Annotated in this window: 19 protein-coding genes; 13 read left to right on the top strand and 6 right to left on the bottom strand. The window is 71.4% G+C overall.

The features are described from left to right. Nucleotides 1–19: 19 nt before the first annotated feature. Nucleotides 20–1669 carry a carbamoyltransferase C-terminal domain-containing protein gene (locus ABT070_RS15085; RefSeq protein WP_351759844.1) on the bottom strand — a complete coding sequence of 550 codons (1650 nt, stop codon included), beginning with the start codon at nt 1667–1669 and terminating at the stop codon, nt 20–22. Between the two features lie 80 nt (nt 1670–1749). Beyond that, complete coding sequence (locus ABT070_RS15080; RefSeq protein WP_351759842.1) at nt 1750–3636, bottom strand: condensation domain-containing protein; 1887 nt, start codon at nt 3634–3636, stop codon at nt 1750–1752. Nucleotides 3637–4375: 739 nt separating this feature from the next. Here ABT070_RS15080 and ABT070_RS15075 point away from each other — a divergent pair. Together ABT070_RS15075 and ABT070_RS15070 are read left to right on the top strand one after the other, a co-directional pair. Next, a complete protein-coding gene (locus ABT070_RS15075; RefSeq protein WP_351759839.1) occupies nt 4376–5635 on the top strand; it encodes a L,D-transpeptidase in 1260 nt (419 codons plus the stop codon). Nucleotides 5636–5805: 170 nt separating this feature from the next. Continuing rightward, nucleotides 5806–7200, top strand: a complete 1395-nt coding sequence (locus ABT070_RS15070; RefSeq protein WP_351759837.1) for a glycoside hydrolase family 16 protein — start codon at nt 5806–5808, stop codon at nt 7198–7200. Between the two features lie 90 nt (nt 7201–7290). Here ABT070_RS15070 and ABT070_RS15065 read toward each other — a convergent pair whose 3' ends face one another. Beyond that, nucleotides 7291–8265, bottom strand: a complete 975-nt coding sequence (locus tag ABT070_RS15065) for a LysR family transcriptional regulator (RefSeq protein WP_351759834.1) — start codon at nt 8263–8265, stop codon at nt 7291–7293. A 238-nt stretch (nt 8266–8503) separates the two neighbouring features. Here ABT070_RS15065 and ABT070_RS15060 point away from each other — a divergent pair, with 238 nt between their 5' ends. Beyond that, entirely contained in the window at nt 8504–9415 is a 912-nt protein-coding gene (locus ABT070_RS15060) for an SDR family oxidoreductase (protein ID WP_351759831.1), read from the top strand. Between the two features lie 45 nt (nt 9416–9460). Here ABT070_RS15060 and ABT070_RS15055 read toward each other — a convergent pair whose 3' ends face one another. Beyond that, entirely contained in the window at nt 9461–10363 is a 903-nt protein-coding gene (locus ABT070_RS15055; RefSeq protein WP_351759828.1) for a helix-turn-helix domain-containing protein, read from the bottom strand. Between the two features lie 168 nt (nt 10364–10531). Between ABT070_RS15055 and tkt the strand changes: the two genes are divergently transcribed. From tkt to ABT070_RS15015, 8 genes are read left to right on the top strand one after another with little or no spacing between them, the layout of a single operon-like run. Next, nucleotides 10532–12607 (top strand): transketolase, encoded by a 2076-nt coding sequence (gene tkt / locus ABT070_RS15050; protein ID WP_351759825.1) that lies wholly within the window; start codon nt 10532–10534, stop codon nt 12605–12607. Between the two features lie 19 nt (nt 12608–12626). Next, a complete protein-coding gene (tal, locus tag ABT070_RS15045; protein ID WP_351759823.1) occupies nt 12627–13772 on the top strand; it encodes a transaldolase in 1146 nt (381 codons plus the stop codon). Continuing rightward, nucleotides 13769–15313 (top strand): glucose-6-phosphate dehydrogenase, encoded by a 1545-nt coding sequence (gene zwf / locus ABT070_RS15040; protein WP_351759820.1) that lies wholly within the window; start codon nt 13769–13771, stop codon nt 15311–15313. The genes tal and zwf overlap by 4 nt, the downstream gene beginning before the upstream one ends. Then, nucleotides 15310–16245 (top strand): glucose-6-phosphate dehydrogenase assembly protein OpcA, encoded by a 936-nt coding sequence (opcA, locus tag ABT070_RS15035; protein WP_351759817.1) that lies wholly within the window; start codon nt 15310–15312, stop codon nt 16243–16245. Before zwf ends, opcA begins: the two co-directional genes overlap by 4 nt. Then, nucleotides 16238–17878, top strand: a complete 1641-nt coding sequence (gene pgi / locus ABT070_RS15030; RefSeq protein ID WP_351759815.1) for a glucose-6-phosphate isomerase — start codon at nt 16238–16240, stop codon at nt 17876–17878. The genes opcA and pgi overlap by 8 nt, the downstream gene beginning before the upstream one ends. 18 nt (nt 17879–17896) lie before the next feature. Further along, nucleotides 17897–18778, top strand: a complete 882-nt coding sequence (gene gnd, locus ABT070_RS15025; protein ID WP_351760561.1) for a phosphogluconate dehydrogenase (NAD(+)-dependent, decarboxylating) — start codon at nt 17897–17899, stop codon at nt 18776–18778. 8 nt (nt 18779–18786) lie between these two features. Next, the gene (locus tag ABT070_RS15020; protein WP_351759812.1) at nt 18787–19380 is read left to right on the top strand and encodes a histidine phosphatase family protein; all 594 of its coding nucleotides are present in this window, start codon (nt 18787–18789) and stop codon (nt 19378–19380) included. Nucleotides 19381–19422: 42 nt separating this feature from the next. Next, entirely contained in the window at nt 19423–20865 is a 1443-nt protein-coding gene (locus ABT070_RS15015; RefSeq protein WP_351759810.1) for a membrane-associated oxidoreductase, read from the top strand. A 1-nt stretch (nt 20866) separates the two neighbouring features. Here the strand turns inward: ABT070_RS15015 and ABT070_RS15010 are convergent, their stop codons facing one another. Together ABT070_RS15010 and ABT070_RS15005 are read right to left on the bottom strand one after the other, a co-directional pair. Next, entirely contained in the window at nt 20867–22657 is a 1791-nt protein-coding gene (locus ABT070_RS15010) for a bifunctional sugar phosphate isomerase/epimerase/4-hydroxyphenylpyruvate dioxygenase family protein (RefSeq protein WP_351759807.1), read from the bottom strand. Nucleotides 22658–22763: 106 nt separating this feature from the next. Beyond that, on the bottom strand, nt 22764–23660 hold the full coding sequence (locus ABT070_RS15005; RefSeq protein ID WP_351759805.1) for a shikimate dehydrogenase: 897 nt from the start codon (nt 23658–23660) through the stop codon (nt 22764–22766). A gap of 150 nt (nt 23661–23810) precedes the next feature. Here ABT070_RS15005 and ABT070_RS15000 point away from each other — a divergent pair, with 150 nt between their 5' ends. Beyond that, nucleotides 23811–24482 carry a TetR family transcriptional regulator gene (locus ABT070_RS15000; RefSeq protein ID WP_351759802.1) on the top strand — a complete coding sequence of 224 codons (672 nt, stop codon included), beginning with the start codon at nt 23811–23813 and terminating at the stop codon, nt 24480–24482. A 414-nt stretch (nt 24483–24896) separates the two neighbouring features. Beyond that, nucleotides 24897–26237 (top strand): MFS transporter, encoded by a 1341-nt coding sequence (locus ABT070_RS14995; RefSeq protein WP_351759799.1) that lies wholly within the window; start codon nt 24897–24899, stop codon nt 26235–26237. Nucleotides 26238–26444: the final 207 nt, after the last annotated feature.

Below are 26444 nucleotides of genomic sequence, written 5' to 3'. Positions count from 1 at the left end.
GGACACCGAACGCCCCTGCTCACCGCACCCGTGGCGCCTTGCGGTAGAGCGTCCGGTCCAGGACGAGGAAGTCCAGGTCCATGGAGCGGAAGGCCGCGAGGGCGTCCGCGGCGCTGTTGACGATGGGCTCGCCCTTGTCGTTGAAGGACGTGTTGAGGAGTACCGGGGGCGCTCCGCGGTCGGCGAGCCTCGCCAGCAGCGTCTCGACCACCGGGGCCGCACCGGGAGCCAGGACCTGCGGACGGGTGGTGCCGTCGACGTGCACCACACCGGGAGCGACCCGCCGGGCCTCGTCGGTGACGCGGGCCGCGCCCAGCATGTAGCGGCTGAGGTGCTCCTGGCGTTCCCACAGTCTGCTGCCGTACTCGGGGGTGGTGACGCCGGCGAACGGGCGCCAATGCTCGCGGTGCTTGATCCGGTTGACCCGGGTGGACACCTCCACCGAGTCCGGCACCGCGAGGACGGAACGGTGGCACAGGGCGCGCGGGCCGATCTCGGCCCTCCCCTGGGCGAACGCGCCCACCTGTCCGTCGAGCAGGAGGTCCGTGACCTGATCCGGGTCGAAGTCGGCCCGGATCAGACCGGACGCCTCCGTGTCCGCCACGCCGTGTGCCCGGACGTCCTCGCCCAGATAGGGGCTCATCGCCTCACCCGGCAGCTTCGGGGGACACACCGTCCACGCGGCGCCCAGTGCCACGCCCGCGTCGTGCGGGACGGGCGGGACGAACACGGACCCCGGCAGCATGCCGTTGGCACTGCAGTTGAGTGCCACGCCTCCGGCCAGGCAGAGTTCCTCCACACCCGCCAGTTTTCGGGTCGTGGCGGCGAGGGACGTCACCGCGTCCTCGATCAGGCGCTGCGCGCTGTAGGCGACGAGCACGGCCGCCGGGTCCTCGGTCAGCCTGTGTGCCGGGACGCATGGCCCGTCGGCCCCGGCAAGCTTGGCGTAGAGCTCGCGCCAGGACGCCACCGTGGCACCGTAGTGGCGCCCGATCTCGTCGATCGTCGCGCCGGCCTGGCTCTCCGTCAGCGGGGGGACCGCCGGCCTGAGGTCACCGCCGTCGGTGTCGACCAGTGTCTCCACGGAAAGCCCCAGCGCCCGTCCGTAGGCGGCCAGCCCCATGGTCTTGCCGGCGTTCAGATGGTGGAAGCCGAGCCACTCCGAGGCGCCGTCGTACGCGTACCCCAGGGAGGCGGTGCGCGGCCAGTCGCGCTTGCGTTCGGGCTCACGACCGTAGGAGAACGACCAGATGCTGGTCGACTCGTTCTCGCCGTTTCCGTCGACGACCAGTACGCCCGCCTCGGAGAACGGCGAGGCGTAGAAGGCGGACGCGGCATGCGCCCGGTGATGGGGGACGCGGACGATCTCCGGAAGCCGCCCGGGGAAGTCGAGGCCGGTGGCGTGCGTGGCCAGCTCCCGCTCGTCCGCGAAGAACCCGGGGAACATCTGGTCGATGTTCCAGCCGATGGCGATCACGTCGACGTCGTCGATCGTGATTCCCGCCCGGCCGAGGCAGAACCGCGCGGCCCCGACAGGTTTGTTGAAACCGTCACCGATCGCATGGCGGACCCTGTTGTGGCGTTCCTGTTCGGAGTAGGCGACGACGTTTCCGCTGCCGTCCACGAGGCAGGCGGCCGCGTCGTGCCAGCCGGCGGGTGGGGCGTTCACACCAAGGATCCACATCTCGGTTCTCCCATGGCTCGTCGAAGTGGAACGGGGGTGGTGACGCGGGTGCCGGAACCGTTCACTCATTCCGGGGCGGGCACCGGGCTCTGCGGTCGCAGCAGCGCGAGCGTGCGCAAACTGCACGGACGCAGGAAGTCACCGGCGGCGAAGCCCTCCACACCGTGCCGGCGCAATCGGGCGAGAACGACGGGGACGCGTCTCAGCAGGCCGCCGGCCTCTGCATAGCTGAGGGACATGTCCACGTCGTCGAGGTCGTTGGCCGCCTCCACCGACGCCCGGACGGCTCGTTCCACCGTGTTCTCCACGGCCTCCCGGGCGGTCCGCCCCCGAGACCCGGCGCGCTCCGAGACGACGACGCGCTCGGGCACCATCAATGCATGCCGGAAGTCCAGGTGCGCCAGGAGGAACTCGCGGAGTTCGGCCGACGTCGGCCCCCCGGGACGGGTGTCGACGTAGGCGACCGTCGCCCCGCCCGGCTCCACGCGCGCACTCGCGGCGGCCACTCCCTCATGACTGCGCAGAATGTCCTCGGTGAGCCCGTGGTGGAACCATGATCCCTCGCGGGAGATCCAGCCCTCGCCGACGGACCGTGGCGTCAGGCCGCTCGCCCGACGTGCCTCCGCCATCGACAGCCGGCCGGCCAGCGCGAGTTCCACGAGTATCGCCTCGATACCGCGGGTGATCCCGACGACCTCGGACTCGGCGAGGACCGCCTCGTGCGCCGTGAGGAAGATCTCGGGGCAGTCGTGCTCGCCCCTGGACAGGGACGTGTACAGGTTGAAGTCGTCGTAGGGTTCCTCGGGTCCCGTCTCCACCGTCACCGAACGGTCGCGGAGCAGCCCCCGCAGATCGGCGGCGGCCGGTCCGGGCGCCGTGCGGGACCACGCCGTGTCCGGGTCGGACCCGAGGTTCACGAAGAGGGCGGATCGGCGCCATGTGCCGCGCCGGCGGTTGATCAGGGAATCGGTCTGCAGGAGCGCGTAGACGTCGTACTGGCTGTGCCGCGCGCACCGGCGCATCGCCTCGTCGGTCCTGTGCACGGCCGCTTCGAAGGACGGGGAGTCCGAGAGGTCGATGTTCAGGATGATGTCCCGCATCACCGAGGCGACGAGTCTCCTCGTGCGCTCCGGCTCGCGTGCCGGCCAGGTGCAGGACACCGGGATGACGGGCTGCCGACAGACGGTGGCGAGGCAGACGGCCAGAGCTGTGAGGAATACCGGCTCCAGTGGCAGCCGGTGTCCCCGGTGAATGACGTCGAGGGCCTCCCCGAGCGCCGGCGACAGCAGTCGCGCCCTCGTGTAGCGGACCCGCTCCGGTATGACGGCGGTGGGGAAGACACCCGCCGGCGCGGCGGAGATCACGGTCCGCCAGTGTTCGAGACAACTGCCGTCGTCGGCGTCGGCTTCCGCCAGGGCGTGGTCGAGCGGCTGGCATTCGACGGGCGGAAGCGCCACGGGTCGGCCCTGAGCGGCCGCAAGCAAAGCCTCGGTGAGCTCTTCTCGAAGGACCTCCTGTCCCCGGTAGTCGATCGCGATGTGGGCGATGACCAGCAGGAGCTGGCGACGTCCCTCGTCCCGCAGGATCACAGCGGCCCGCAGCGGCGTCACGGTGAACACGTCGAACGGGGCATCGCAGAAGGCGTCCAGTTCCGCGGTCCGAGGGTGCTCGCCGCAGAGGTCGAACCGCTGCAGGGGGACAGGAGCCGGGGGCCGGACCCACTGCGTCGGATCCCCCTTGGCGTCGGCGGGGAAGGTGGTCCGCAGTACCTCGTGCCGCTCCACCATGAGGTCGACGGCTCCACAGGCGTCCTCGAAGGCCAGACCGGCAGGCAGATCCAGCCACAGGCACTGGCGTGGATGACGTGCCCTTCCGTGCTTGCGGTAGTACAGCCATTCCTGCTGCGCTATGCCGTACTGGAGGGGGCCGTGCCGGACGGGGGTGTCAGTCATCGTGTCCTCCATGCCTCGTCGCGCAGCCCGCGAGGACCGCGCGAGTGGGGTGCGCGGGTCCAAGGCCCCGTGAGGCGTTCGAGCCCCGCGACGGCCACGGGGAGCGACTGCCGCCGGCGGCCCCGCGGTGGGCGGTGGGCGGCCTCCGCCCGGCCGTCCCGCGTCGGATGTGTCCGGGCCCACCGGCCGAGCCGCCACCACGCTCGGGCGGGCGCCGCCGGTCCCCCGCGCGGGCCCTCCGCGAGCGGCACACCTCCGGCGCGGCTCCACCCGGAAGGCCTCTCCCGCTCCTGCGGGGCCTCATCCCTGCACAGGCGGGTGAGGGTGTCCCGGCGTGCTCGCGGGAGGGCACCGGATCGTGCGCTGTCGCCCGGAACCCGCGCGTCCGGACCTGGCACTTCCTTGGACCATGGGCTCCACACCTCAGCGGTTGTCACGGCCGTACAAGATCGGGCGCCACGTAGCCTGACACACTCACGAGAGGCCCACAAGCGCTTTCTATCGCACCTCGCAGGCATCGCGGCGGGTCCGTCCGCCCGGTCGCGCACGCGGGCCCGGTACGTCCACGGCGCTCCCGCCGCACGCGCGCGGCGAGCCGGTCCGCGGGACGTGATCACCGCGGGCCGGCCCGCTGCATCCTCACGAAAATCTCAGCCCGCGCAGCAGCCGTTCAAAGGACCGCCCCAGGTGGGAAGCGCAGGATGCACGCGCAAAGGTGGACAACTCAGGAAGGCGTGCCGTGGGCGTCTCGCACATATCGAACCGGTCCGAACAGCAACCGGGGGGCTGGTCCCGGCGCGGGATCCTGGGCGTGCTCGGGGCCGTCCCGGCCGTCGCGCTGACCGGATGCAGCTCCGGATCGGCGGACGCCTCGGAGAACACGACGACCGGGACCGGGACGTCGGGTTCCGCGTCCACGAAGGCCTCGGCGGCCGCCAAGCAGCCGGTGATCTCGGTCACCCCCGCCGACGGCACCAAGAAGGCGGCCTTCACCAGCCCCGTCGAGGTCACCGTGACCGACGGCACGCTCACCTCCGTGAAGGTGACGGGCAACGACGGCTCGACGCTCGCCGGCTCCCTCGACGAGGCCCGGACCACGTGGAAGTCCACGGCCCACCCGTACTCCGGGACGAAGTACACAGTCACCGCCCAGGCGGAGGGCGCCGACGCGCAGACGGCCACCTTCACCACCAAGTCCCCGGGCGAGACCTTCGTCGGCTACTTCACCCCCGAGGCGAACTCCACCTCCGGCGTGGGCATGCCGGTCTCGATCAACTTCTCGCACGCCGTGTCGGACAAGGCCGCCGTGGAGAAGGCGATCACGGTGACCGCCGAGCCGGCCGTGGAGATCGTCGGACACTGGTTCAGCGACACCCGGCTGGACTTCCGGCCGAAGACGTACTGGGCGGCCGGGACGACCATCACCCTCGGTCTGCGGTTGAAGGACGTCGAGGGAACCCAGGGTGTATACGGCATGCAGTCGAAGGACGTCACGTTCCACATCGGCCGCGCACAGATCAGCACCGTGGATCTGTCGAGCAAGAAGATGGTGGTGAAGCGGGACGGCGCGACCCTGGCCACCTACCCCGTCTCCGGCGGCGACTCCGACCACACCACCTGGTCCGGGATCATGGTGATCAGCGAGCGGTTCAAGCAGACCCGGATGGAGTCCTCCACGGTCGGCCTCGGCGACGAGTACGACATCTCCGACGTCCCGCACGCCCAGCGCCTGACCACCTCCGGCACCTTCATCCACGGCAACTACTGGGCCTCGACCTCGATATTCGGCAGCCAGAACACCAGCCACGGCTGTGTCGGCCTGCACGACGCCAAGGGCGCGGACGACAGCTCCGTCGCGGGCTACGAGTACTACGCGAGCTCGATGCTCGGCGACGTGGTGATCGTCAAGAACTCGGGCGAGAAGACCGTGGCCGCGGCCAACGGCCTCAACGGCTGGAACCTCTCCTGGGCGGACTGGACCGCGGGCAGCGCGCTTTAGCACGTTTGCGTGGTTCAAGCCATGAACTTCCTTGCCCTGAAAGGACTTTCCTTGCTTTAAGTCTTGACGGCCTCCGGGACGGAGAGCACATTGGGCCCACTTTGAGAGCGCTCTCAAGCGTTCTCGAGGACACCCGCGCCCATCACTCCGTACCCGAGAGGCCCACCCCCATGAGTGCAATCTCCGGCATACCCAGACGGCGACGCGCACTCGTCGCCGTGCTCAGCACCCTCGGCCTCGCGGCCGCCGCCGCGGCGGCCGTCACGCTGCCCGCGAACGCCTCCGCGCCCACGCCCCCGACGGGCTGGACGCAGGTCTTCCTCGACGACTTCACCGGCGCCTCGGGCACCGGGGTGAACACCTCCAACTGGCAGTACAGCACCGGGACTTCGTACCCGGGCGGGCCCGCCAACTGGGGCACCGGCGAGGTCGAGACGATGACCAACAGCACCAGCAACGTCTCACTCGACGGCAACGGCAACCTGCGCATCACCCCACTGCGCGACTCCGCGGGCCGCTGGACCTCGGGCCGCATCGAGACCACCCGCACCGACTTCCAGCCCCCGTCCGGCGGCAAACTGCGGGTGGAGGCCCGTATCCAGATGCCGAACGTGACCGGCACCGCCGCCGAGGGCTACTGGCCCGCGTTCTGGGCGCTCGGCGCGCCCTACCGCGGCAACTACCAGAACTGGCCGGGCGTCGGCGAGCTGGACATCATGGAGAACGTCCAGGGCCTCAACAAGGTCTGGTCGACGATGCACTGCGGCACCAACCCGGGCGGCCCGTGCAACGAGACCACCGGCATCGGCAACTCCGTCGCGTGTCCGAACACCACCTGCCAGTCCGGCTTCCACACCTACAGCATGGAGTGGGACCGCTCGGTGAGCCCCGAGGCGATCCGGTTCTACGTCGACGGCGTCAACTACCACACCGTCACGGCGAACCAGGTCGACGCGACGACGTGGACCAACGCGACGAACCACGGCTACTTCGTGATCCTGAACGTCGCGATGGGCGGCGGCTTCCCCGACGCCTTCGGCGGCGGCCTGGACGGCGACACCCAGCCGGGCCACCCGATGGTGGTCGACTACGTGCAGGTGCTCCAGGCCGCGGGCGGCGGGGGCGGCACCACCACTCCCCCGCCGACCGGCAGCCGTGACGCCTACGGCACGATCCAGGCCGAGTCGTACGACAGCCACTCCGGCACGGTCACCGAGACGACCACCGACACCGGCGGCGGCCAGGACATCGGCTCCCTCGCGAACGGCGACTACGCGGTGTACAAGGGCGTCACCTTCGGCTCCTCGGCGGCCACCCAGTTCAGCGCGCGGGTCGCCAGCGGCGCGGCCGGCGGGGTCAGCGGACTGGTCGAGGTACGCCTCGACAGCCGTACCGCCACGCCCGTCGGCAGCTTCGCGCTGGCCAACACCGGCGGCTGGCAGTCGTGGCGGACGGTCCCGGCGAACATCAGCTCCGTCACCGGGACCCACGACGTCTATCTGACCTTCACCAGCGGCCAGCCCGCGGACTTCGTGAACGTCAACTGGTTCACCTTCGGCCACTGACCGAGGGCCGCGCGGCGCCGGACGGCCGGCCTTCACCTACGGGCCGGCCGCCGGCGCCGCGTGCGCGACGCGCGCGCCCGCTTCCGGGGTTCAGCGGCCGGCCTGCTCGCGTGGCGCGACGCCGCCCGTGAGGTGGGTCCGGGCGGCCTTGCGGAAGGCGGTGACCAGGCGGCCGCGGTCGTCGGCGCGGGTCGCCAGGACGACATGGCTCGGCTCGACGCCGACGAGGGGAACACCGGTCAGGTCCGGACGCAGGGCGAATCCGGGGGCGGCCGCGGAGACCAGCACCGTCTGTCCCGCCGCGACGAGTTCGAACTTGTCCTCGACCTCGTCCACGTACGGCCCGTCCGGCACCGGGAGTCCGTCGGGGCGCGGTTCGAGACGCCAGAACCGGCTCCAGGCGGGGTCGGAGTCCCGCACCCGGGGCATGGGTTCGCCGGCCAGGTCGTCGACGGTGACGGACTCCTTGCCGGCCAGCCGATGGTCGAGGGGGACGACCAGCACGCGGGGTTCGTCGTAGAGGACGGTGACGTGCAGCCCGTCCGTCGGGAACGGCAGCCGGGCGACCAGGGCGTCCACCCGTCGGTCGAGCAGGGCCTGGCGCGACTCCTGCCATGTCAGGTGCAGGGTGCGGACGTCGGCCTCCGGGTGCCTGCGGCGCAGCTCGCGGACGGCCGGGGTGACGATGATCGCGGTGAGGTAGCCGACGACGATCCGGCTGGGCTCGGCGGCGGCGCGGGCCCGGGCGGCAGCCTCGGCAGCCGAGCCCAGCAGCGCCCTGGCGCGCGGCAGGAACACCTCCCCCGCCTCCGTCAGCCGCGTGCCCCGCGGGGTGCGGTCCAGCAGGCGTACGCCCAACTGCTGCTCCAGGCGCTGTACTTGGCGGCTCAGGGACGGCTGGGTGAGGTGCAGGGCGTGGGCGGCGCGGCCGAAGTGCCCGTGCTCGGCGACGACGGTGAAGTAGCGCACCAGCCGCAGGTCGAGGTCGGTCACCGGGGCGGAGTCACCGTCGGAGGCGCGGTCTGGGGTGCGGTCGGAGGCACGGTCGGGGGTGCGGTCGGGCATGCGGCAAGGATATCCGCCCGGAGGTCGACCGGCAGGGCGTTCGTGTCGCCTGACCTGGGGTGATGCCCAGAACGTATTGCGCGATGCGAAACAGGCCTTGGACCTGGGCGGCTCCCCCCGCGGACGATGGAGCCCTCGCCCGGCCCCGGCCCGGCGGCCTTGCCGAAACCCCTTGCCGGCACGTCTTGCTGCCGGCCGTTGCTGAAACCCCTGACCGACATCGCTCGAGGAGTGCACTGTGCGCGTTTTCATCACCGGCGCAACCGGTTTCATCGGTTCCGCCGTCGTCCGGGAGCTCGTCGGCGCCGGCCATCAGGTCGTGGGTGTCGCCCGCTCGGACGCGGGCGCCGCGTTCCTCACCTCCGCCGGGGCCGGGGTGTACCGCGGCGATCTCACCGATCCCGACGGGCTGCGGAGCGGAGCGGCCACCGCCGACGGCGTGATCCACCTGGCCTTCCAGCACGACTTCGCGAACTTCGAGGCCTCCGCCCGCACGGAGCGGCGGGCCGTCGAGGCGCTGGGCGAGGAACTCGCGGACTCCGGCCGGCCCTTCGTCGTGACCTCCGGCACCGCGGGCCTGCCGCCGGGCCGGGTGGGCACCGAGGACGACGGGTTCGTCGACGACTCGCCCGCGGCGGCGCGGTTGCCCAACGAGGCGGCGGCCCTCGCGTTCGCCGAGCGCGGTGTGCGGGTCTGCGCGGTCCGCCTCTCGCCCTCGGTGCACGGCGTCGGCGACCACGGCTTCGTGCCGCGGCTGATCGGCCTCGCCCGCGAGCGAGGTGTCTCGGCGTACGTCGGCGACGGCGCCAACCGCTGGCCCGCCGTGCACCGGCTCGACGCGGCCCGCCTCTACCGGCTGGCCCTGGAGTCCGCCCCGGCGGGCAGTCGCCTGCACGGCGTCGACGACGAGGGCGTGCCGTTCCGCGACATCGCCGCCGCCATCGGCCGTCACCTGGACCTGCCCGTCACCGCGGTCCCGGCCGCTGCGGCGGGTGCCCACTTCGGCTGGCTCGGCGGGCTCGTCGGCCGGGACATCCCCGCCTCCAGCGCCGTGACCCGCAAGCTGCTGGACTGGCAGCCCGAACAGCCCGGTCTCCTCGCGGACCTGGACGAGGGCCACTACTTCGCGAAGGGCGCCGCCCAGGTCTGACACCCCCGTCGAATCGCACCCCGGTCGAACCGCACCCCGGTCGCCTCAGCGCAGTTCCGCGCGAAAGGCCACCGGGGTGTTTCCCGTGTGCAGTTGGAAGAACTTGGAGAAGTTCGCCGGGTCGGGGAAGCCGACCGCCGCACCGACCCGGCCGATCGGCAGGTCCGTGTGGGCCAGGAGCCGCTTCGCCTCCAGGACGACGCGCTTGTCGATGAAGCCCTTGGGCGTCTCGCCGGTGGCGGCGCGGACCGCGCGCACGAGGGTACGGCGGGAGTAGCCGAGCGCGTCGGCGTAGGCGCTGACGCTGTGGTTGGTGGCGAAGTCCCGTTCCACGGCGTCCCGGAAGAGCGTGAACGTGGTGTCGGCCCGACTGCGCGCCGCCTCCGCGCTGCTCGCCGCGAGGTGCGCCAGCCGCAGCAGGAACGCGGTGAGGGAGTGCCGCAGCACCGCCGTGTGCAGGCTCAGGGGCAGCGTGCCGTCGGCGCCGCCGTCGTCGTACTCCCCGCGCAGATACGTCAGTGCCGCGCGCAGGCCCGCGAGCTGGGGTCCGTCCGGGTGGAGCAGCGGCGGCAGGTCGTAGCGGTACAGGCCCGCGGCCTCGACGGTGGCGCGCGGCAGAAAGCCGGGCTGCATGGTCAGGACCGTTCCGCGGTACCCGCTCGACCGCGAGAAGCGGTGGACCTGTCCCGGGCGGATCCACAGCACGTCGCCGGCCCTCGCCTCGTGCTCGGCGAAGTCGATCATGTGGCGGACGGGGCCGTCGTCGAAGAGCATCACCACGTGGAAGTCGATGCGGTGCACACGGTCCAGCGGTGCGTCGGTGTGCCAGGTGCGGCCGGTGCCCATCGGGCCCACCTGCATGCCGACGCCGCCGACGCTGAGTTCGACGGGAAAGGGGAAGGTTCTGATGCCCTCACCGGCGCCGTCTTGGGTACTTGTGTCCACCATGTCCTTCTCGTGCCGCCCAGTTGCCGCCCCGGGGCGCTCATGTGTCGCCGGCGGGTGTCCCACTTTCACCACAGGCTGACACAGGGAGACCTTCCTTCGTAAAAGTCAGACTTTTAGGTTTGAACGCAGAAGAGCAGCTGACCCGCTCCTATCGAGGATTTCTTGAAGATGAGCACGCAGACACCGAACAACTTCGAGTGGACCGAACTTGACCGGCGTGCCGTCGACACCGCACGCCTTCTGGCGGCGGATGCCGTGCAGCAGGTGGGCAACGGCCACCCCGGAACGGCCATGAGCCTGGCCCCGGTCGCGTACACGATCTTTCAGAAGGTGATGCGACACGACCCGGCGGACCCCGAGTGGACGGGTCGTGACCGCTTCGTCCTGTCCCCCGGCCACACCTCGCTGACCCTCTACACCCAGCTCTTCCTCTCCGGCTACGAGCTGGAGCTGGCGGACCTGAAGAGCTTCCGTACGCACGGCTCGAAGACGCCCGGCCATCCCGAGTACGGGCACACCGCCGGTGTCGAGACCACCACCGGACCGCTCGGCCAGGGCGTCGCCAACGCCGTCGGCATGGCCATGGCCGCCCGCTACGAGCGCGGTCTGTTCGACCCGGACGCCCCGCAGGGCGAGTCGCCGTTCGACCACACGATCTGGGGCATCGTCTCCGACGGCGACCTGGAGGAGGGCGTCTCCGCCGAGGCCTCCTCGCTCGCCGGCCACCAGAAGCTCGGCAACCTCGTCTTCGTCTACGACGACAACCACATCTCCATCGAGGGCGACACCGCCACCGCCTTCTCCGAGGACGTGCTGAAGCGGTACGAGGCCTACGGCTGGCACACGCAGCGCGTCGAGCCGACCGGGGACGGCGACGTCGACGTCCGCGCCCTGTACACGGCCCTGAAGGCGGCCCGGGCCGAGACCGGGCGCCCCTCGATCATCTCGCTGCGCACGATCATCGCCTGGCCCGCCCCGAACGCCCGCAACACCGAGGCCTCCCACGGCTCGGCCCTCGGCGCCGAGGAGATCGCCGCCACCAAGCGGCTCCTCGGATTCGATCCGGAGCAGAGCTTCGAGGTCCCGGACGAGGTCCTCGCGCACACCCGCGCCGCCCTCGACCGGGGCGCCGAGGCCCACGCGGCCTGGGACAGGCAGCTGGAGAAGTGGCGCGGCACCGACCCCGGGCGCGCCCGGCTGTTCGACCGGGTCCTGGCAGGTCAGCTGCCCGAGGGCTGGGAGGACGCGCTGCCGGTGTTCGAGCCCGGCAAGCCGGTCGCCACCCGCGCCGCCTCCGGCAAGGTGCTCCAGTCGCTGGGAGCGGTCCTGCCCGAGCTGTGGGGCGGCTCCGCCGACCTGGCCGGTTCCAACAACACCACCATCGACAAGACCTCCTCCTTCCTCCCCGAGGGCAACCCGCTGCCCGGGGCGAGCCCGTACGGCCGCACGGTCCACTTCGGTATCCGCGAGCACTCCATGGCCGCGGAGATGAACGGCATCGCGCTGCACGGCAACACCCGCATCTACGGCGGCACCTTCCTGGTGTTCTCCGACTACATGCGCAACGCCGTCCGGATGTCGGCGCTGATGCAACTGCCGGTGACGTACGTGTGGACGCACGACTCCGTCGGTCTCGGCGAGGACGGGCCCACCCACCAGCCGGTCGAGCACCTGGCCTCGCTGCGCGCGATCCCGGGCCTGAACGTCGTCCGCCCGGCCGACGCCAACGAGACGGCGATCGCCTGGGCCGAGATCCTGAAGCGGCACGCCACCCGGCCGGCCCCGCACGGTCTGGCCCTCACCCGTCAGGGGGTGCCGACGTACGCGCCCGACCCGGACGCGGCGAAGGGCGGTTACGTCCTGATGGACTCCTCGACCGCGACCCCCGACGTCGTCCTCGTCGCCACCGGCTCCGAGGTGCAGCTGGCCGTCGCCGCGCGCGAGACGCTCGAGGCCGAGGGCATCGGCGCGCGGGTGGTGTCGATGCCGTCCGTGGAGTGGTTCGAGGAGCAGCCGCGCGAGTACCGCGACCGCGTCCTGCCGCCGTCGGTGAAGGCCCGCGTCGCGGTCGAGGCGGGCATCGGCCTCACCTGGCACCGGTTCGTGGGGGACGCCGGACGCATCGTCTCCCTCGAGCACTTCGGCGCCTCCGCCGACGCCCGCACCCTGTTCGCCGAGTACGGCTTCACCGCCGAGAACGTCGCCGCCGCGGCCCGGGAATCCCTCTCCGCCGCGCGTGGTTGATCAGACCGCCAGAAAGAAGATGATCGAAGTGACCGAAGCAACCGCGACCGCGGGAGCACTGGACCGCCTCTCCGCCGAGGGCGTCTCCATCTGGCTGGACGACCTGTCACGTGAGCGGATCGCCTCCGGCAACCTCGCCGCACTCGTCGCGACGAAGAACGTCGTCGGCGTCACCACCAACCCGTCCATCTTCCAGGCCGCGATCGGCTCCGGCGAAGGCTACGAGGAGCAGCTCGCCGACCTGGCGGTGCGGGGTGTCACGGTCGACGAGGCCGTACGGATGATGACGACGGCCGATGTGCGGGCCGCAGCCGATGTCCTGGATTCTGTATACACGGCTACGGGTGGTCGTGACGGCCGGGTCTCGATCGAGGTCGACCCCCGTCTGGCCCATCACACCGCGGCCACCGTCGCCGAGGCCAAGCAGCTCTCCTGGCTCGTCGACCGCCCCAACGTGATGATCAAGATTCCGGCGACGAGGGCCGGTCTTCCGGCGATCACCGAGGTCGTCGGCCTCGGCATCAGCGTCAACGTCACGCTGATCTTCTCGCTGACGCGCTACCGCGAGGTCGTCGACGCCTACCTGGCGGGCCTGGAGAAGGCCGCCGCCAGGGGCCTTGACCTGTCCACGATCCACTCGGTGGCCTCCTTCTTCGTCTCCCGCGTCGACGCCGAGATCGACAAGCGGCTCACCGCGCTCGGCACCGACGCGGCCCGCACGCTGAAGGGAAGGGCGGCGCTCGCCAACGCGCGGCTGGCCTACGAGGCGTACGAGGAGGTCTTCGCGGGCGACCGCTGGACCGCGCTCGCCGGGGCCGGGGCGAACAGGCAGCGTCCGCTGTGGGCATCCACCGGTGTGAAGGATCCTGCCTACAAGGACACGCTGTACGTGGACGATCTGGTCGCACCGGGCACGGTCAACACCATGCCCGAGGCCACGCTGAACGCCACCGCCGACCACGGCGACATCACCGGTGACACGGTCACCGGCGGCTACGCCCAGGCGCGTGCCGACCTCGCCGCCGTCGAGGCGCTCGGCATCTCCTACGACGAGGTCGTCACCCGGTTGGAGGACGAGGGTGTCGCCAAGTTCGCGGTGGCGTGGCAGGACCTTCTGGACGCGGTCACGAAGTCGCTGATGAGCAAGGGAGTTGACGCGGAATGAGTACCAGCAGTCTCGGCGCGGCCTGGGAGAACCCCCTGCGGGACGCAGGCGACCGGCGCCTGCCCCTCATCGCCGGCCCCTCCGGCCTCGTCATCTTCGGCGTGACCGGCGACCTGTCCCGCAAGAAGCTGATGCCGGCGGTCTACGACCTCGCCAACCGCGGTCTGCTCCCGCCGGGCTTCTCGCTCGTCGGCTTCGCCCGCCGCGACTGGGAGGACCAGGACTTCGCGCAGGTCGTCCACGACGCGGTGCGCGAGCACTCCCGGACGCCGTTCCGCGAGGAGGTCTGGCAGCAGCTCGCCGAGGGCATGCGGTTCGTCCCCGGCGACTTCGACGACGACACGGCGTTCAAGCAGCTGCGTGACGCGGTCGAGGAGCTGGACTCCTCCCGCGGCACGGGCGGCAACTTCGCCTTCTATCTCTCCGTGCCGCCGAAGTTCTTCCCCAAGGTCGTCGAGCAGCTCAAGAAGCACGGGCTGGCCCGGGGGCCGGAGGGGTCCTGGCGGCGGGCGGTCATCGAGAAGCCCTTCGGGCACGACCTGGCCAGCGCGCAGGAGCTGAACGCGGTCGTGCACGACGTGTTCGAGCCGGACCAGGTGTTCCGCATCGACCACTACCTGGGCAAGGAGACCGTCCAGAACATCCTGGCGCTGCGCTTCGCCAACACCATGTTCGAGCCGATCTGGAACCGGTCGTACGTCGACCACGTGCAGATCACGATGGCCGAGGACATCGGCATCGGCGGCCGGGCCGGCTACTACGACGGCATCGGCGCCGCCCGTGACGTCATCCAGAACCACCTGCTCCAGCTCATGGCCCTCACCGCCATGGAGGAGCCCGCCGCCTTCGACGCGAACGCGCTGCTCACCGAGAAGCTCAAGGTGCTCAGGGCCGTGAAACTGCCGGAGGATCTGGGCAGGCACACCGTGCGCGGGCAGTACGCGGGCGCCTGGCAGGGCGGCCAGAAGGTGCTCGGCTATCTGGAGGAGGACGGCATCGACCCGGTCTCCACGACGGACACCTTCGCCGCCGTGAAGCTGAACGTCGACAACCGCCGCTGGGCGGGCGTGCCGTTCTACCTGCGCACCGGCAAGCGCCTCGGCCGCCGGGTCACCGAGATCGCGGTCGTCTTCCAGCGCGCTCCCCACTCCCCCTTCGACTCCACCGCGACCGAGGAGCTCGGCCAGAACGCCATCGTCATCCGCGTCCAGCCGGACGAGGGCATCACGGTCCGCTTCGGCTCCAAGGTGCCCGGCACCTCGATGGAGATCCGGGACGTCACGATGGACTTCGCGTACGGCGAGTCCTTCACCGAGTCCAGCCCGGAGGCGTACGAGCGCCTCATCCTGGACGTGCTGCTCGGCGACGCCAACCTGTTCCCCCGCCACCAGGAAGTGGAAGAGTCCTGGAAGATCCTCGACCCGATCGAGGAGTACTGGGCACGGCACGGCAAGCCCGCGCAGTACGCCTCGGGCAGCTGGGGACCCGAGGAAGCCGACGAGATGCTCGCACGAGACGGACGGAGCTGGCGCAGGCCATGAAGATCGACCTGGACGACACCACGGCAAGCAAGATCAACAAGGCGCTGGTGCAGGGTCGCCGCGCCATCGGCACACCGGCCGTGGGCATGGTCCTGACGATGGTCATCGTCACGGACGAGGAGAACGCCTACGACTCGATCAAGGCGGCCGAGGAGGCCTCGCACGAGCACCCCTCGCGCACCCTGGTCGTCATCAAGCGGCATGCCCGCAGCCCGCGCGACCGCACCAACTCCCACCTCGACGCCGAGGTCCGGGTGGGTGCCGACGCGGGCACCGGCGAGACGGTCATCCTGCGGACGTACGGGGAGGTGTCCGACCACGCCGACTCCGTCGTCCTGCCGCTGCTGCTGCCGGACGCCCCGGTCGTCGTGTGGTGGCCGGTGGACGCGCCGGTGAACCCCGCCAAGGACCCGCTGGGCGCCCTCGCGCAGCGCAGGATCACCGACATGTACGCCGTCGAACGGCCGCTGACGGCCCTGGCGGCGCGCGTGAAGTCGTACGCGCCCGGCGACACCGACCTCGCCTGGACCCGGCTCACCCCGTGGCGCTCGATGCTCGCTGCGGCTCTGGACCAGGCCCAGGTGCCGATCACCTCGGCAGCCGTCGAGAGCGAGGCCGACAACCCCAGCGCCGAGCTGCTCGCGCGCTGGCTGGAGGCCCGGCTGAACGTCACCGTCGACCGGGTCGTCACCCCGGGACCGGTCGTCACGGCCGTCCGGCTCGGCACCGCGAACGGCGAGATCGTCATCGACCGCCCCGAGGGCCCGCTGGCCACGCTGACGCTGCCCGGCCAGCCCTCGCGCACCCTCGCGCTGAAGGTCCGCGCCACCTCCGAACTCATCGCCGAGGAGCTCAGGCGCCTCGACGCGGACGAGATGTACGCCATCGCCCTGCGTGGCGAGGGCACCAAGGAGACCCCCTCCCATGTCTGACACCCCCCGGCTCGACCAGCGGCCCGAGTGGACCGCGCTGAAGGACCACCGCGCCCGGTGGCAGACGCCTCTGCGGGAGCTGTTCGCGGCGGACCCGGAGCGCGCGGAGCGGTACGTGGTGCGCGTCGGCGACCTGCGCATCGACTTCTCCAAGAACCTGGTCACCGACGAGACGCTCGCCCTGCTGCGCGAACTCGCCGCCGCCACCGACGTGTTCGGGCTGCGGGACGCCATGTTCCGCGGCGAGAGGATCAACATCACCGAGGACCGCGCGGTCCTGCACACCGCGCTGCGGGCCCCCGCGGACGCCGTGGTCGAGGTCGACGGCGAGAACGTCGTCCCCCAGGTCCACGCCGTCCTGGACAGGATGAGCGGCTTCGCCGAGCGTGTGCGCTCCGGTGAGTGGACCGGTCACACGGGCCGGCGCATCCGGAACGTCGTCAACATCGGCATCGGCGGCTCCGACCTCGGGCCGGCGATGGCGTACGAGACGCTGCGGGCCTACACGGACCGCTCGCTGACCTTCCGGTTCGTCTCCAACGTCGACGGCGCCGATCTCCACGAGGCGGTCCACGACCTGGATCCCGCCGAGACGCTGTTCATCGTCGCCTCCAAGACCTTCACCACGATCGAGACGATCACCAACGCCACCTCCGCGCGCACCTGGCTCCTGAAGGGGCTGGGCGGCGACGACAAGGCGGTCGCGAAGCACTTCGTGGCGCTGTCCACGAACGCCGAGAAGGTCGCCGACTTCGGCATCGACACGGCCAACATGTTCGAGTTCTGGGACTGGGTCGGCGGTCGTTACTCCTTCGACTCGGCGATCGGCCTGTCGCTGATGATCGCCATCGGCCCGGAGCGCTTCCGGGAGCTGCTCGACGGGTTCAGGACGGTCGACGACCACTTCCGGACCGCGCCCGCAGAGTCCAACGCCCCGCTGATCCTCGGCCTGCTGGGCATCTGGTACGGCAACTTCTTCGACGCCCAGTCGCACGCCGTGCTCCCCTACAGCCACTACCTCTCGAAGTTCACCGCCTACCTCCAGCAGCTCGACATGGAGTCCAACGGCAAGTCGGTGGACCGCGAGGGCCGGCCCGTGCGGTGGCAGACCGGACCCGTGGTGTGGGGCACCCCGGGCACCAACGGGCAGCACGCCTACTACCAGTTGATCCACCAGGGCACGAAGCTGATCCCGGCCGACCTGATCGGCTTCGCCCGTCCGCTCGACGAGCTGAGCGGCGAACTCAAGGCACAGCACGACCTGTTGATGGCCAACCTGTTCGCGCAGGGGCAGGCCCTCGCCTTCGGCAAGACCGCCGAGGAGGTCCGGTCGGAGGGCGTGCCCGAGGAGCAGGTGGCGCACCGCACCTTCCAGGGCAACCACCCCACCACCACGATCCTCAGCCCCGAGCTGACCCCGTCGGTGCTCGGTCAGCTCATCGCCCTCTACGAGCACAAGGTGTTCGTGCAGGGCGCCGTGTGGGACATCGACTCCTTCGACCAGTGGGGCGTGGAGCTCGGCAAGGTGCTCGCCAAGCGCGTCGAACCCGCCCTCACCGAAGGCGCCGAGGTCCCCGGCCTCGATCCCTCCACCGCCGCTCTCGTCGCCGCCTACCGCGAACTCAGGAAGTAGTGAACTGACATGACATCGATCCAGCTGGGCCTGATCGGTCTCGGCAAGATGGGCGGCAACATGCGCGAGCGCATCCGCCGCGCCGGCCACACCGTCATCGGGTACGACCGCAACCCCGAGGTCTCCGACGTCAGCGATCTCGCCGAACTCGTCGACAAGCTCGAAGCGCCGCGCACCGTCTGGGTGATGGTCCCGGCCGGCGCCGCCACCCAGTCCGTCATCGACGAGCTCGGCGGGCTGCTCGAGAGCGGCGACACGGTCGTCGACGGCGGCAACTCCCGCTGGACGGACGACGAGAAGCACGCCGAGGAGCTCGGCGCCAAGGGCATCGGCTTCGTCGACGCCGGTGTGTCCGGCGGCGTCTGGGGCCTCCAGAACGGCTACGCCCTGATGGTCGGCGGCGACGCCGAGCACGTCGCCAGGGTGCAGCCGATCTTCGACGCGCTCAAGCCGGAGGGCCCGTACGGCTACGTCCACGCGGGCAAGGTCGGCGCCGGGCACTTCTCGAAGATGGTCCACAACGGCATCGAGTACGCCATGATGCAGGCGTACGCCGAGGGCTGGGAGCTCCTCGAGAAGGTGGACTCCGTGGAGAACGTGCGCGAGGTCTTCCGGTCCTGGCAGGAGGGGACCGTCATCCGGTCCTGGCTGCTCGACCTGGCCGTCAACGCCCTCGACGAGGACGTGCACCTCGACAAGCTGCGCGGTTACGCGGAGGACTCCGGCGAGGGCCGCTGGACGGTCGAGGCCGCCATCGACAACGCCGTACCGCTGCCCGCCATCACGGCGTCCCTCTTCGCGCGGTTCGCCTCCCGCCAGGAGGACTCGCCGCAGATGAAGATGATCGCCGCGCTGCGCAACCAGTTCGGCGGCCACGCCGTCGAGTCGGCGAAGAAGTAGGCCCGGCCGTGGGGGATCTGCTGCTGGTCCGCCACGGGGAGACGGAGTGGAGCCTGTCGGGACAGCACACCAGCTTCACCGACCTGCCTCTCACCGGACACGGTGAGGAACAGGCCAAGTCGCTCGCTCCGCTCCTCTCCGGCCGGACCCTCTCGCTCGCCCTGACCAGCCCGCTGCACCGCGCGATACGCACCGCCGAACTCGCCGGCATCACCGGCGCCCTGCCCGAACCCGACCTGCACGAATGGGACTACGGCGGCTACGAGGGCGTCACCACCGACGAGATACACCGCACGCGTCCCGCCTGGGACCTGTGGACGGACGGCGTGCCGCCCGGCCCGGACGGCCGGCCCGGCGAGTCGCCCGAGGAGATCGGCCGCCGCGCCGACCGGGTGCTGGCCCGGGTGGACACCGCGCTGGCACGCGACGACGGTGACGTCGTCCTCGTCGCCCACTCGCATTTCCTGCGGGTGCTGACGGCTCGTCGGCTCGGGCTGCCGCCCGCCGAGGGACGGTTGTTCCAGCTGGCCACGGCCACCCTGAGTCGTCTGTCGACGGAGCACGGGCGGCCCGTGATCGCCGAATGGAACGTACGGGCATAGGCGGTTGACACCGCTCGGCGAGGCCCGCCAGAGTCACGGCTGATGGAGATCGACGATCTGACACCGGCCGAACGGCGACTCTGGCGGGCCTTCGCCACAGGGGCGGCCGTGGACTTCCGCGCTCAGGGCGAGGAGTACGGCCCCGAACGCAGCGTGCGCGCGGCCGTGTTGCGGGCTCTGCTGCTCAACGGCCCCCGTGAACCGGGGGAGATAGCCGCCCTCAAGCTCGCCGGCGCACGCGTCACCGGTCTGCTCGACCTGCGGCACGCGGTCGTCGACAGCATGTTCCGCCTGGTCCACTGCCGCTTCGACGAGGCTCCGCGGCTCGTCGGCGCCCAGCTCAACTACGTCAGCCTGCGCGACTCCGAGCTGCCCGGCCTGGACGCGTCGCACGCCCGGATCGACGGGGGGCTACGGCTGACCCGCTGCCGTATCGGCGGCCCCGTGCACCTCAGCAGAGCGCAGATCTCGGGTGCGTTGTACCTCGACGGGGCGGAGGTCACCTCGACGGACCCCGTCCAGCCCGTCCTCCAGCTCAACCAGGTCTCCATCGACGACGACCTCTGCGCCCGCGGTCTGCGCACCCAGGGCCTGATCCGGCTCGACGGCGCCTCCGTCACCGGCTCGATCGACCTGGAGGACGCCGAACTGAACAACCCCGGCGCGCATGTGCTGAGCGCGGAGTCCCTCGACGTGGGGGCCAACCTGCTGGGCCGGCGGCTGCGCGCACACGGCCGGATCGACCTGCGCGGCTCCCGCATCCCCGGCCGGGTGGATCTGCTGCGCACCTCCCTGTCCAACCCGGGCGGCACCGCGCTGCGGGCCAGCAGCTGTGTCATAGGGGAGCTCTGGCTGCGCGAGGGCACCCCGGTCCAGGGCCGGCTCAATCTGCGGCGCGCCGAGGTGGGCCAGCTCCAGCTGGAGCCGGAGATGCTGCCCGACCAGGTGCGGCTGCTGGATCTCACCTACACCTTCCTCACCCCGCACGAGCCCGCCGAACGGCGGCTGCCGATGCTGGAACGCGACGACGGGGCGTTCGACCCGCACGCCTACGAGCAGTTGACCGCCGCCTACCGCCGCACCGGCGACGACCGCGCGGCCCGGGTGGTGCAGCTGGCCAAGCAGCGCCGGCATCGCGGCACCCTGCCCTGGTACGGCCGGGTGTGGGGCCACCTCCAGGACGCGGCCGTCGGCTACGGTTTCCGCCCGCTGCGCGCGGCCGTCTGGCTGCTGTCCCTGCTGGCCGTCGGCTCGATCGCCTACGCGGGACACCACCCGCCCCCGCTCAAGGCCGGCGAGGCACCCGACTTCAACCCGGTCTTCTACACCCTCGACCTGCTCCTGCCCGTCATCTCCTTCGGGCAGGAAAGCGCGTTCGCGCCGAGGGGCTGGTACCAGTCACTGTCGTACGTCCTCATCGTGACCGGCTGGATCCTGGCCACGACGGTCGTCGCCGGTGTGACCAGGACGGTCAGCCGGCAGTAGGTCAGCGCACGGCGCGCTGGGCGGCCAGCCGCACCGGCGCGTTGGCGGCGCCGTACCCCTGGTAGCCGCCGTCGCGCTGGACGAGCTCGAAGAAGACCCGGCCGACGGTGTGCGTGTAGCAGTGCCGGAAGACGCCGTGCGCGTCCCGGTCGTAGAGGATGCCGAGGTCACGATAGGTCTCCAGCTCGCCGTCGGCGAAGTCGAAGCGGGCCGCGAGGTCGTCGTGGTAGTTCGCCGGGATGGGCAGCAGGCGTCCGCCTGCCTCGGTGAACCGGCGGGCCGCGGCGACCACGTCGTCGGTCGCCAACGCGATGTGCCGGGCGTGCGCGGTGTCGTCGCCGGGGGCCGCGCCGACGGTGAGCGGGAACCGGACGCTGCCGTCGGCGTTGGCGACGGCGCGGCTGCGCAGCAGCCCGTAGGGGTCGGCGACGTCGACGCTCTCCTGGGCGTCGAGGCCGAGGACGCCGCGGTGGAAGAGCACCGCCTCGTCGAAGTGGTGCCAGGGCTGGGTGAGCGCCACATGGTCGACACGGACGGCGTCCGAGGCGGCCGCAGCGTGCGGGACGTCCGCGAAGTCGGCACGCCAGTTCGGCAGTTCGGGCCGGTCGGTCGCGCACAGGAAGAGTTCCGTGCCGTCGGGGGCGGCGACCGCGTCGAGCGGGGCGTCCTCGGCGGCTCGACGCCGGGGCAGGACGGGGGCGAGCAGCGCCTCGGCGCGGCGGGCGGCCGCCGCCGGGTCCGGTGACTCCAGGCCGAGCGCGGTGAGGGTGGTGCCGTCACGCCGGGCGGCGGGACCGGTGTTGACCAGGACGCGGGCCTCGCCCTGCTCCCACAGCTCGACCGGCTTGCCGCGGTGGCGGGCGGTGCGGACGAAGCCGAGGCAGGTGAGGAGGGCGGCGACGGGTTCGGCGTCGTGGGTGACCAGCTCGGCGAAGGCGACCCCGGTGGGGGCGGCGGGCGCGGGCAGCGCCCGGACACCGGCCTCCTCCTGGAGGATCAGCAGGGAGCGGCGGGCGTCCACGGCGGTCGGGCCGGCCTCGGCCTGCCGGAAGACGTCGTTGAAGACCTCCAGCGAGAGCGGTCCGTCGTAACCGGTGCGCAGCACGTGTCTCACCAGCCCGGCGACGTCGAAGCCGCCCTGACCGGGGAAGCAGCGGTGGTGGCGGCTCCACTGGAGGACGTCCATGCCGAGCAGCGGGGCGTCGGCCAGCTGGAGGAAGAAGATCTTCTCGCCGGGGATGTCCTCGATGCCTGCGAGGTCCTTCGGACCGGAGCTCCGGGACAGGATGTGGAAGCTGTCCAGGCAGGTGCCGAGCGCGGGGTGGCCGGCCGCCTCGACGATGCGCCAGGCGTGGTCCCAGGTGCTGACGTGCCGCCCCCAGGCGAGCGCCTCATAGGCGATGCGGATGCCGAAGTCCTGGGCCAGGTCGGCGAGTTCGCCCAGCTGCCCGGCGGCGAGCACGTCGTCGTCCACCGCGAGCGGGGAGACGCTGGAGCAGACCAGGACGGTGTCCGCGCCGAGCCTGTCCATCAGCTCGAACTTGTGCCGGGCGCGCCGCAGGTTGCGGGCGAACTCCTCGGCCGGCACCGCCTCGATGTCCCGCATCGGCTGGTAGAGATCGACGGTGAGGCCGAGATCGGCGCAGCGGGCGCGGACCTCCTCCGGGGTGAGGGGGCTCGCGAGCAGGTCGTTCTCGAAGATCTCGACGCCGTCGAAACCGGCCCGGGCGGCGGCCGTGAGCTTCTCGGTGAGGGATCCGCTGAGGGAGACGGTGGCTATCGACGTACGCACGGGCGTGCTCCTTCGGAGGCTGTGCCGCGTCCTGTCGGGGGCGCGGGGGGTGACATCCCGCGGCTTCGCCGCGTGGGCGCCGCGGGCCGTGGACGGCCCGCGGGCGTCATACGGCGTGGCCCGCGGAGTGCTCCGCGCCACGGGCCATCTCCGCGAAGTCGCCCAGCATGCCGACGCTGTCGGGTTCACGGCCGGTGAACAGACGGAAGGCGTCCACGGCCTGGAAGACGGCCATGCCGCCCCCGTCCAGAGTGGCGCAGCCGACCGCGCGCGCGGTGCGCAGCAGCTCGGTCTCCAGCGGACGGTAGACGACCTCGGCGACCCACAGGTCGGGGCGCAGCAGCCCGGCCGGGAAGGGCAGACCGGGGTGGGCGGCCATGCCGGTGGGGGTGGCGTGCACGACGCCGTCGGCCCGCGCGAGCAGTTCGGCCAGCCGGTCCGGGCCCGCCGCCGCGGCCCGGCCGGGTCCGAAGTGACGGTTGAGGGAACCGGCGAGATCCGCGGCCCGGTCGGCCAGCGCGTCCACGACGGTGACCTGCCCGGCGCCCAGGGTGAGGGTGGCGTGCGCGACGGCCGCGCCCGCGCCTCCGGCGCCCAGCTGCACCACCCGCTCCAGCGGCACGTCGGGCAGACCGCGCGCGAAAGAGGCGGCGAAACCGGTTGCGTCGGTGTTGTGGCCGACGGCCCGGCCGTCCTCGAAGACCACGGTGTTGACCGCGCCGAGCGCCTCGGCCTGCGGGGCGAGCGCGTCGAGGTGCGGGATGACCAGCTGCTTGCACGGGTGCGTGATGTTGAGCCCGTCGAAGCCCAGGTCACGGGCGGCGCACACCAGGTCTCCGACCGCCTCGGGCCCGAGCCCCAGCACGTCGATGTCGATGAGCCGGTACACGTACCGCAGGCCCTGCCGGTCGGCCTCCCGCTCGTGCAGCGCCGGGCTGAGGGACGGACCGATGCCGGAGCCGATCAGTCCGACGAGATACGAGTCCTTGAAGACGACGGCCACGGCGGACCTCCTGATCGGCTGGCTAATGTACGAACTGGTGAGTTAGTCATAACACCTGGGCGGACGCCGAGGGAAGCCCTCTCACGTCACGGGACGGGGGCAGGCTTCTAGAATCTCGACACTGCACCCACGCCGCCCGAAGGAACCCGGATGACCAGCGTCGACGAACCGGCACGACCCCACGGCAACGGGCGCATGCGCGACGCCGCCCGGACCCGGGCCGAGATCCTCGACGTGGCGACACTGGAGTTCGCCCGGGTCGGCTACGCCGGAGCCCGGGTCGACGACATCGCCGCCCGCACCAGCACCACGAAGCGGATGATCTACTACTACTTCGGCGGCAAGGAGCAGCTCTTCACCGCCGTCCTGGAGCGGGCCTACGGCGTGATCCGCGAGGCCGAGCAGCAGCTCGACGTCGAACACCTCGACCCGGTGGCGGCCATCCGCCGGCTGGCGGAGCTGACCTTCGACCACCACGAGCAGCACCCCGACTTCATCCGCCTGGTGAGCATCGAGAACATCCACGAGGCCGAGCACATCGCCGCCTCCGAGAAGCTCGGACGGATCGGCTCCCCCGCGCTCGACGTGATCCGCCGCATCCTCGCCTCCGGGCGGGAGTCCGGACTGTTCACGGCCGAGGTGGACGCCGTGGACCTGCACGCGATGATCAGCTCCTTCTGCTTCTTCCGGGTGGCCAACCGGCACACGTTCGGCGCCCTGTTCGGCCGCGACCTGGTCGACCCGGCCCAGCGGGAGCACTACCGCGCCATGCTCGGCGACATGGTGATCGCCTACCTGACGGCGGAACGCGCGACGGACTGATCCGGCGGGCAGCCCCGTCGGGACCCGGTGGGCCGGTGGGCCGGTGGGACCCGGCGACCCGGTGGGCCGACCGCCACGGCCGGTCCCGCACGCCGGTCCGAGGGGCAGGGCCGTCGGGCCGGTCCGAGGGGCCGACCACCGGGCCGACCGGGCGGGCCGACCCGACGGCCGGCACGTGCGGACCCGGCGGGCCGGACCCCGCGGACCGACGCGGCACTTCCTCGGAGATCCTTGGCGCCCCCTATTGACAGCGGAGAAACATCAGCGCAACATCCCTAGCCATCCGCTACTAACTACCCAGTGGGTTAATTAGCCGGGCACGCACCCGGCGCAGCCGCCCCGCACCCCAGGGGACCGGCCCTACTCCCCTTGCCTCACTCCACGTACGTTGGAGTTCCCTCGAAGGAGCACGCCGTGTCCGTCCCCGCCGCACCTCCCGGCCAGCCGAAGAAAGCCGCCATGGCGGCCTGGATCGGCAGCGCTCTGGAGTACTACGACTTCTTCATCTACGGCAGCGCGGCAGCACTGATCTTCCCGAAGGTCTTCTTCGACGAGTCCGACCCGGCCACCGCGACCCTGCTCTCGCTGGCCACATTCGGTGTCGCCTACGCGGCCCGGCCCATCGGCGCGCTCTTCCTCGGCCACTTCGGCGACCGCGTGGGCCGCAAGAAGATCATGGTCTTCACGCTGATCCTGATGGGCGTCTCGACGTTCCTCATCGGCTGCCTGCCCACCCGCGGGCAGGTCGGCACGCTCGCGCCCGTCCTGCTGGTGCTGTGCCGCGTGCTCCAGGGCATCTCGGCGGCCGGGGAGCAGGCCAGCGCCAACTCCATGACGCTGGAGCACGCGCCGTCGGAGCGACGGGGCTTCTTCACCAGCTTCACCCTCAGCGGCACCCAGGGCGGTCAGCTCCTCGCCACGCTCGTCTTCATCCCGATCGCGGCCCTTCCCGAGAAGCAGCTGCTGTCCTGGGGCTGGCGGGTCCCGTTCTGGCTGAGCATCGCGGTCGCCGTCGTCGGCTACGTCATCCGCCGCAAGCTGGAGGAGACCCCGGCCTTCGCCGCCCAGCAGGCCACCGGCGAGGTCGTCAAGCTGCCGCTGGTGGTGCTGCTGCGCGAGCACTGGGCGGACGTCCTCCGGGTGGTCGCGGGCGCGCTCGTCGCCTCGGTCAGCACCATCTTCACGGTGTGGGCGCTGGCGTACGCGACCAGCGACTCGGTCGGGATGAGCCGCACCTCCATGCTGTGGGTGGGCGCGCTGGCCAACCTGGTGGCGCTGGCGGCCATCCCGGCATGGGCCACGCTCTCCGACCGCATCGGCCGCCGTCCGGTGTACCTGATCGGCGCGGCCGGCAGCGCGGTGATGATGTTCGCCTACCTCTGGGCGATCTCCACCGGCTCCTACCCGCTGATCCTGCTGCTGGGCATCGCCACCTTCGGTGTGGTCTACAGCGCCGCGAACGGCGTGTGGCCCTCCTTCTACGGCGAGATGTTCTCCACCCGCGTCCGTCTGTCCGGCATGGCGATCGGTACCCAGATCGGCTTCGCGGTGGCCGGATTCGCGGTCACCTTCGCCGCGCAGATCGCGGGCCCGGACGGCGACGGCTGGTCCTCGGTGGCCCTCTTCACGGCGGCGCTGTGCGTCCCGCCGGTGATCGCGGCCCTGTCGGCCCGGGAGACCGCGAAGATCCCGACGGAGCAGCTGGGCGAGCGGGGCGTGCGGGAGGCGTCGCAGCCGGAAACGGTTGCCGCCTGATTCCCTCACTGCCAGGGTGACTCACCCCGGCGCCCCGGCACTCCGGCACTCCGGCACCCCGGCACTCCGTGACTGGGGCGCTCCGTGACTGCGCAACGCGGTGAAACGGGATTTCCGTGACACCCGGTTCCCCGACCCCCGGCTCCGTCGCTCCCGGTCCCGCGACTCACGAACCCCCGGCCGCCTTCCTGGCGCCGGGGGTTCGGC

It is taken from the genome of Streptomyces sp. NPDC002884 (assembly GCF_040295245.1).
Taxonomy (GTDB): domain Bacteria; phylum Actinomycetota; class Actinomycetes; order Streptomycetales; family Streptomycetaceae; genus Streptomyces.
Note: the sequence above shows the minus strand (reverse complement) of the source record. Positions and strands in the feature narration are given on the sequence as shown.

Excerpts from the sequence above, each read along its gene's own strand:
- ABT070_RS15080 (WP_351759842.1), bottom strand. The coding sequence starts at position 3,636 with ATGACTGACACCCCCGTCCGGCACGGCCCCCTCCAGTACGGCATAGCG.
- ABT070_RS15070 (WP_351759837.1), top strand. The coding sequence starts at position 5,806 with ATGAGTGCAATCTCCGGCATACCCAGACGGCGACGCGCACTCGTCGCC.
- ABT070_RS15065 (WP_351759834.1), bottom strand. The coding sequence starts at position 8,265 with ATGCCCGACCGCACCCCCGACCGTGCCTCCGACCGCACCCCAGACCGC.
- ABT070_RS15055 (WP_351759828.1), bottom strand. The coding sequence starts at position 10,363 with ATGGTGGACACAAGTACCCAAGACGGCGCCGGTGAGGGCATCAGAACC.
- tkt (WP_351759825.1), top strand. The coding sequence starts at position 10,532 with ATGAGCACGCAGACACCGAACAACTTCGAGTGGACCGAACTTGACCGG.
- tal (WP_351759823.1), top strand. The coding sequence starts at position 12,627 with ATGATCGAAGTGACCGAAGCAACCGCGACCGCGGGAGCACTGGACCGC.
- zwf (WP_351759820.1), top strand. The coding sequence starts at position 13,769 with ATGAGTACCAGCAGTCTCGGCGCGGCCTGGGAGAACCCCCTGCGGGAC.
- opcA (WP_351759817.1), top strand. The coding sequence starts at position 15,310 with ATGAAGATCGACCTGGACGACACCACGGCAAGCAAGATCAACAAGGCG.
- pgi (WP_351759815.1), top strand. The coding sequence starts at position 16,238 with ATGTCTGACACCCCCCGGCTCGACCAGCGGCCCGAGTGGACCGCGCTG.
- ABT070_RS15015 (WP_351759810.1), top strand. The coding sequence starts at position 19,423 with ATGGAGATCGACGATCTGACACCGGCCGAACGGCGACTCTGGCGGGCC.
- ABT070_RS15000 (WP_351759802.1), top strand. The coding sequence starts at position 23,811 with ATGACCAGCGTCGACGAACCGGCACGACCCCACGGCAACGGGCGCATG.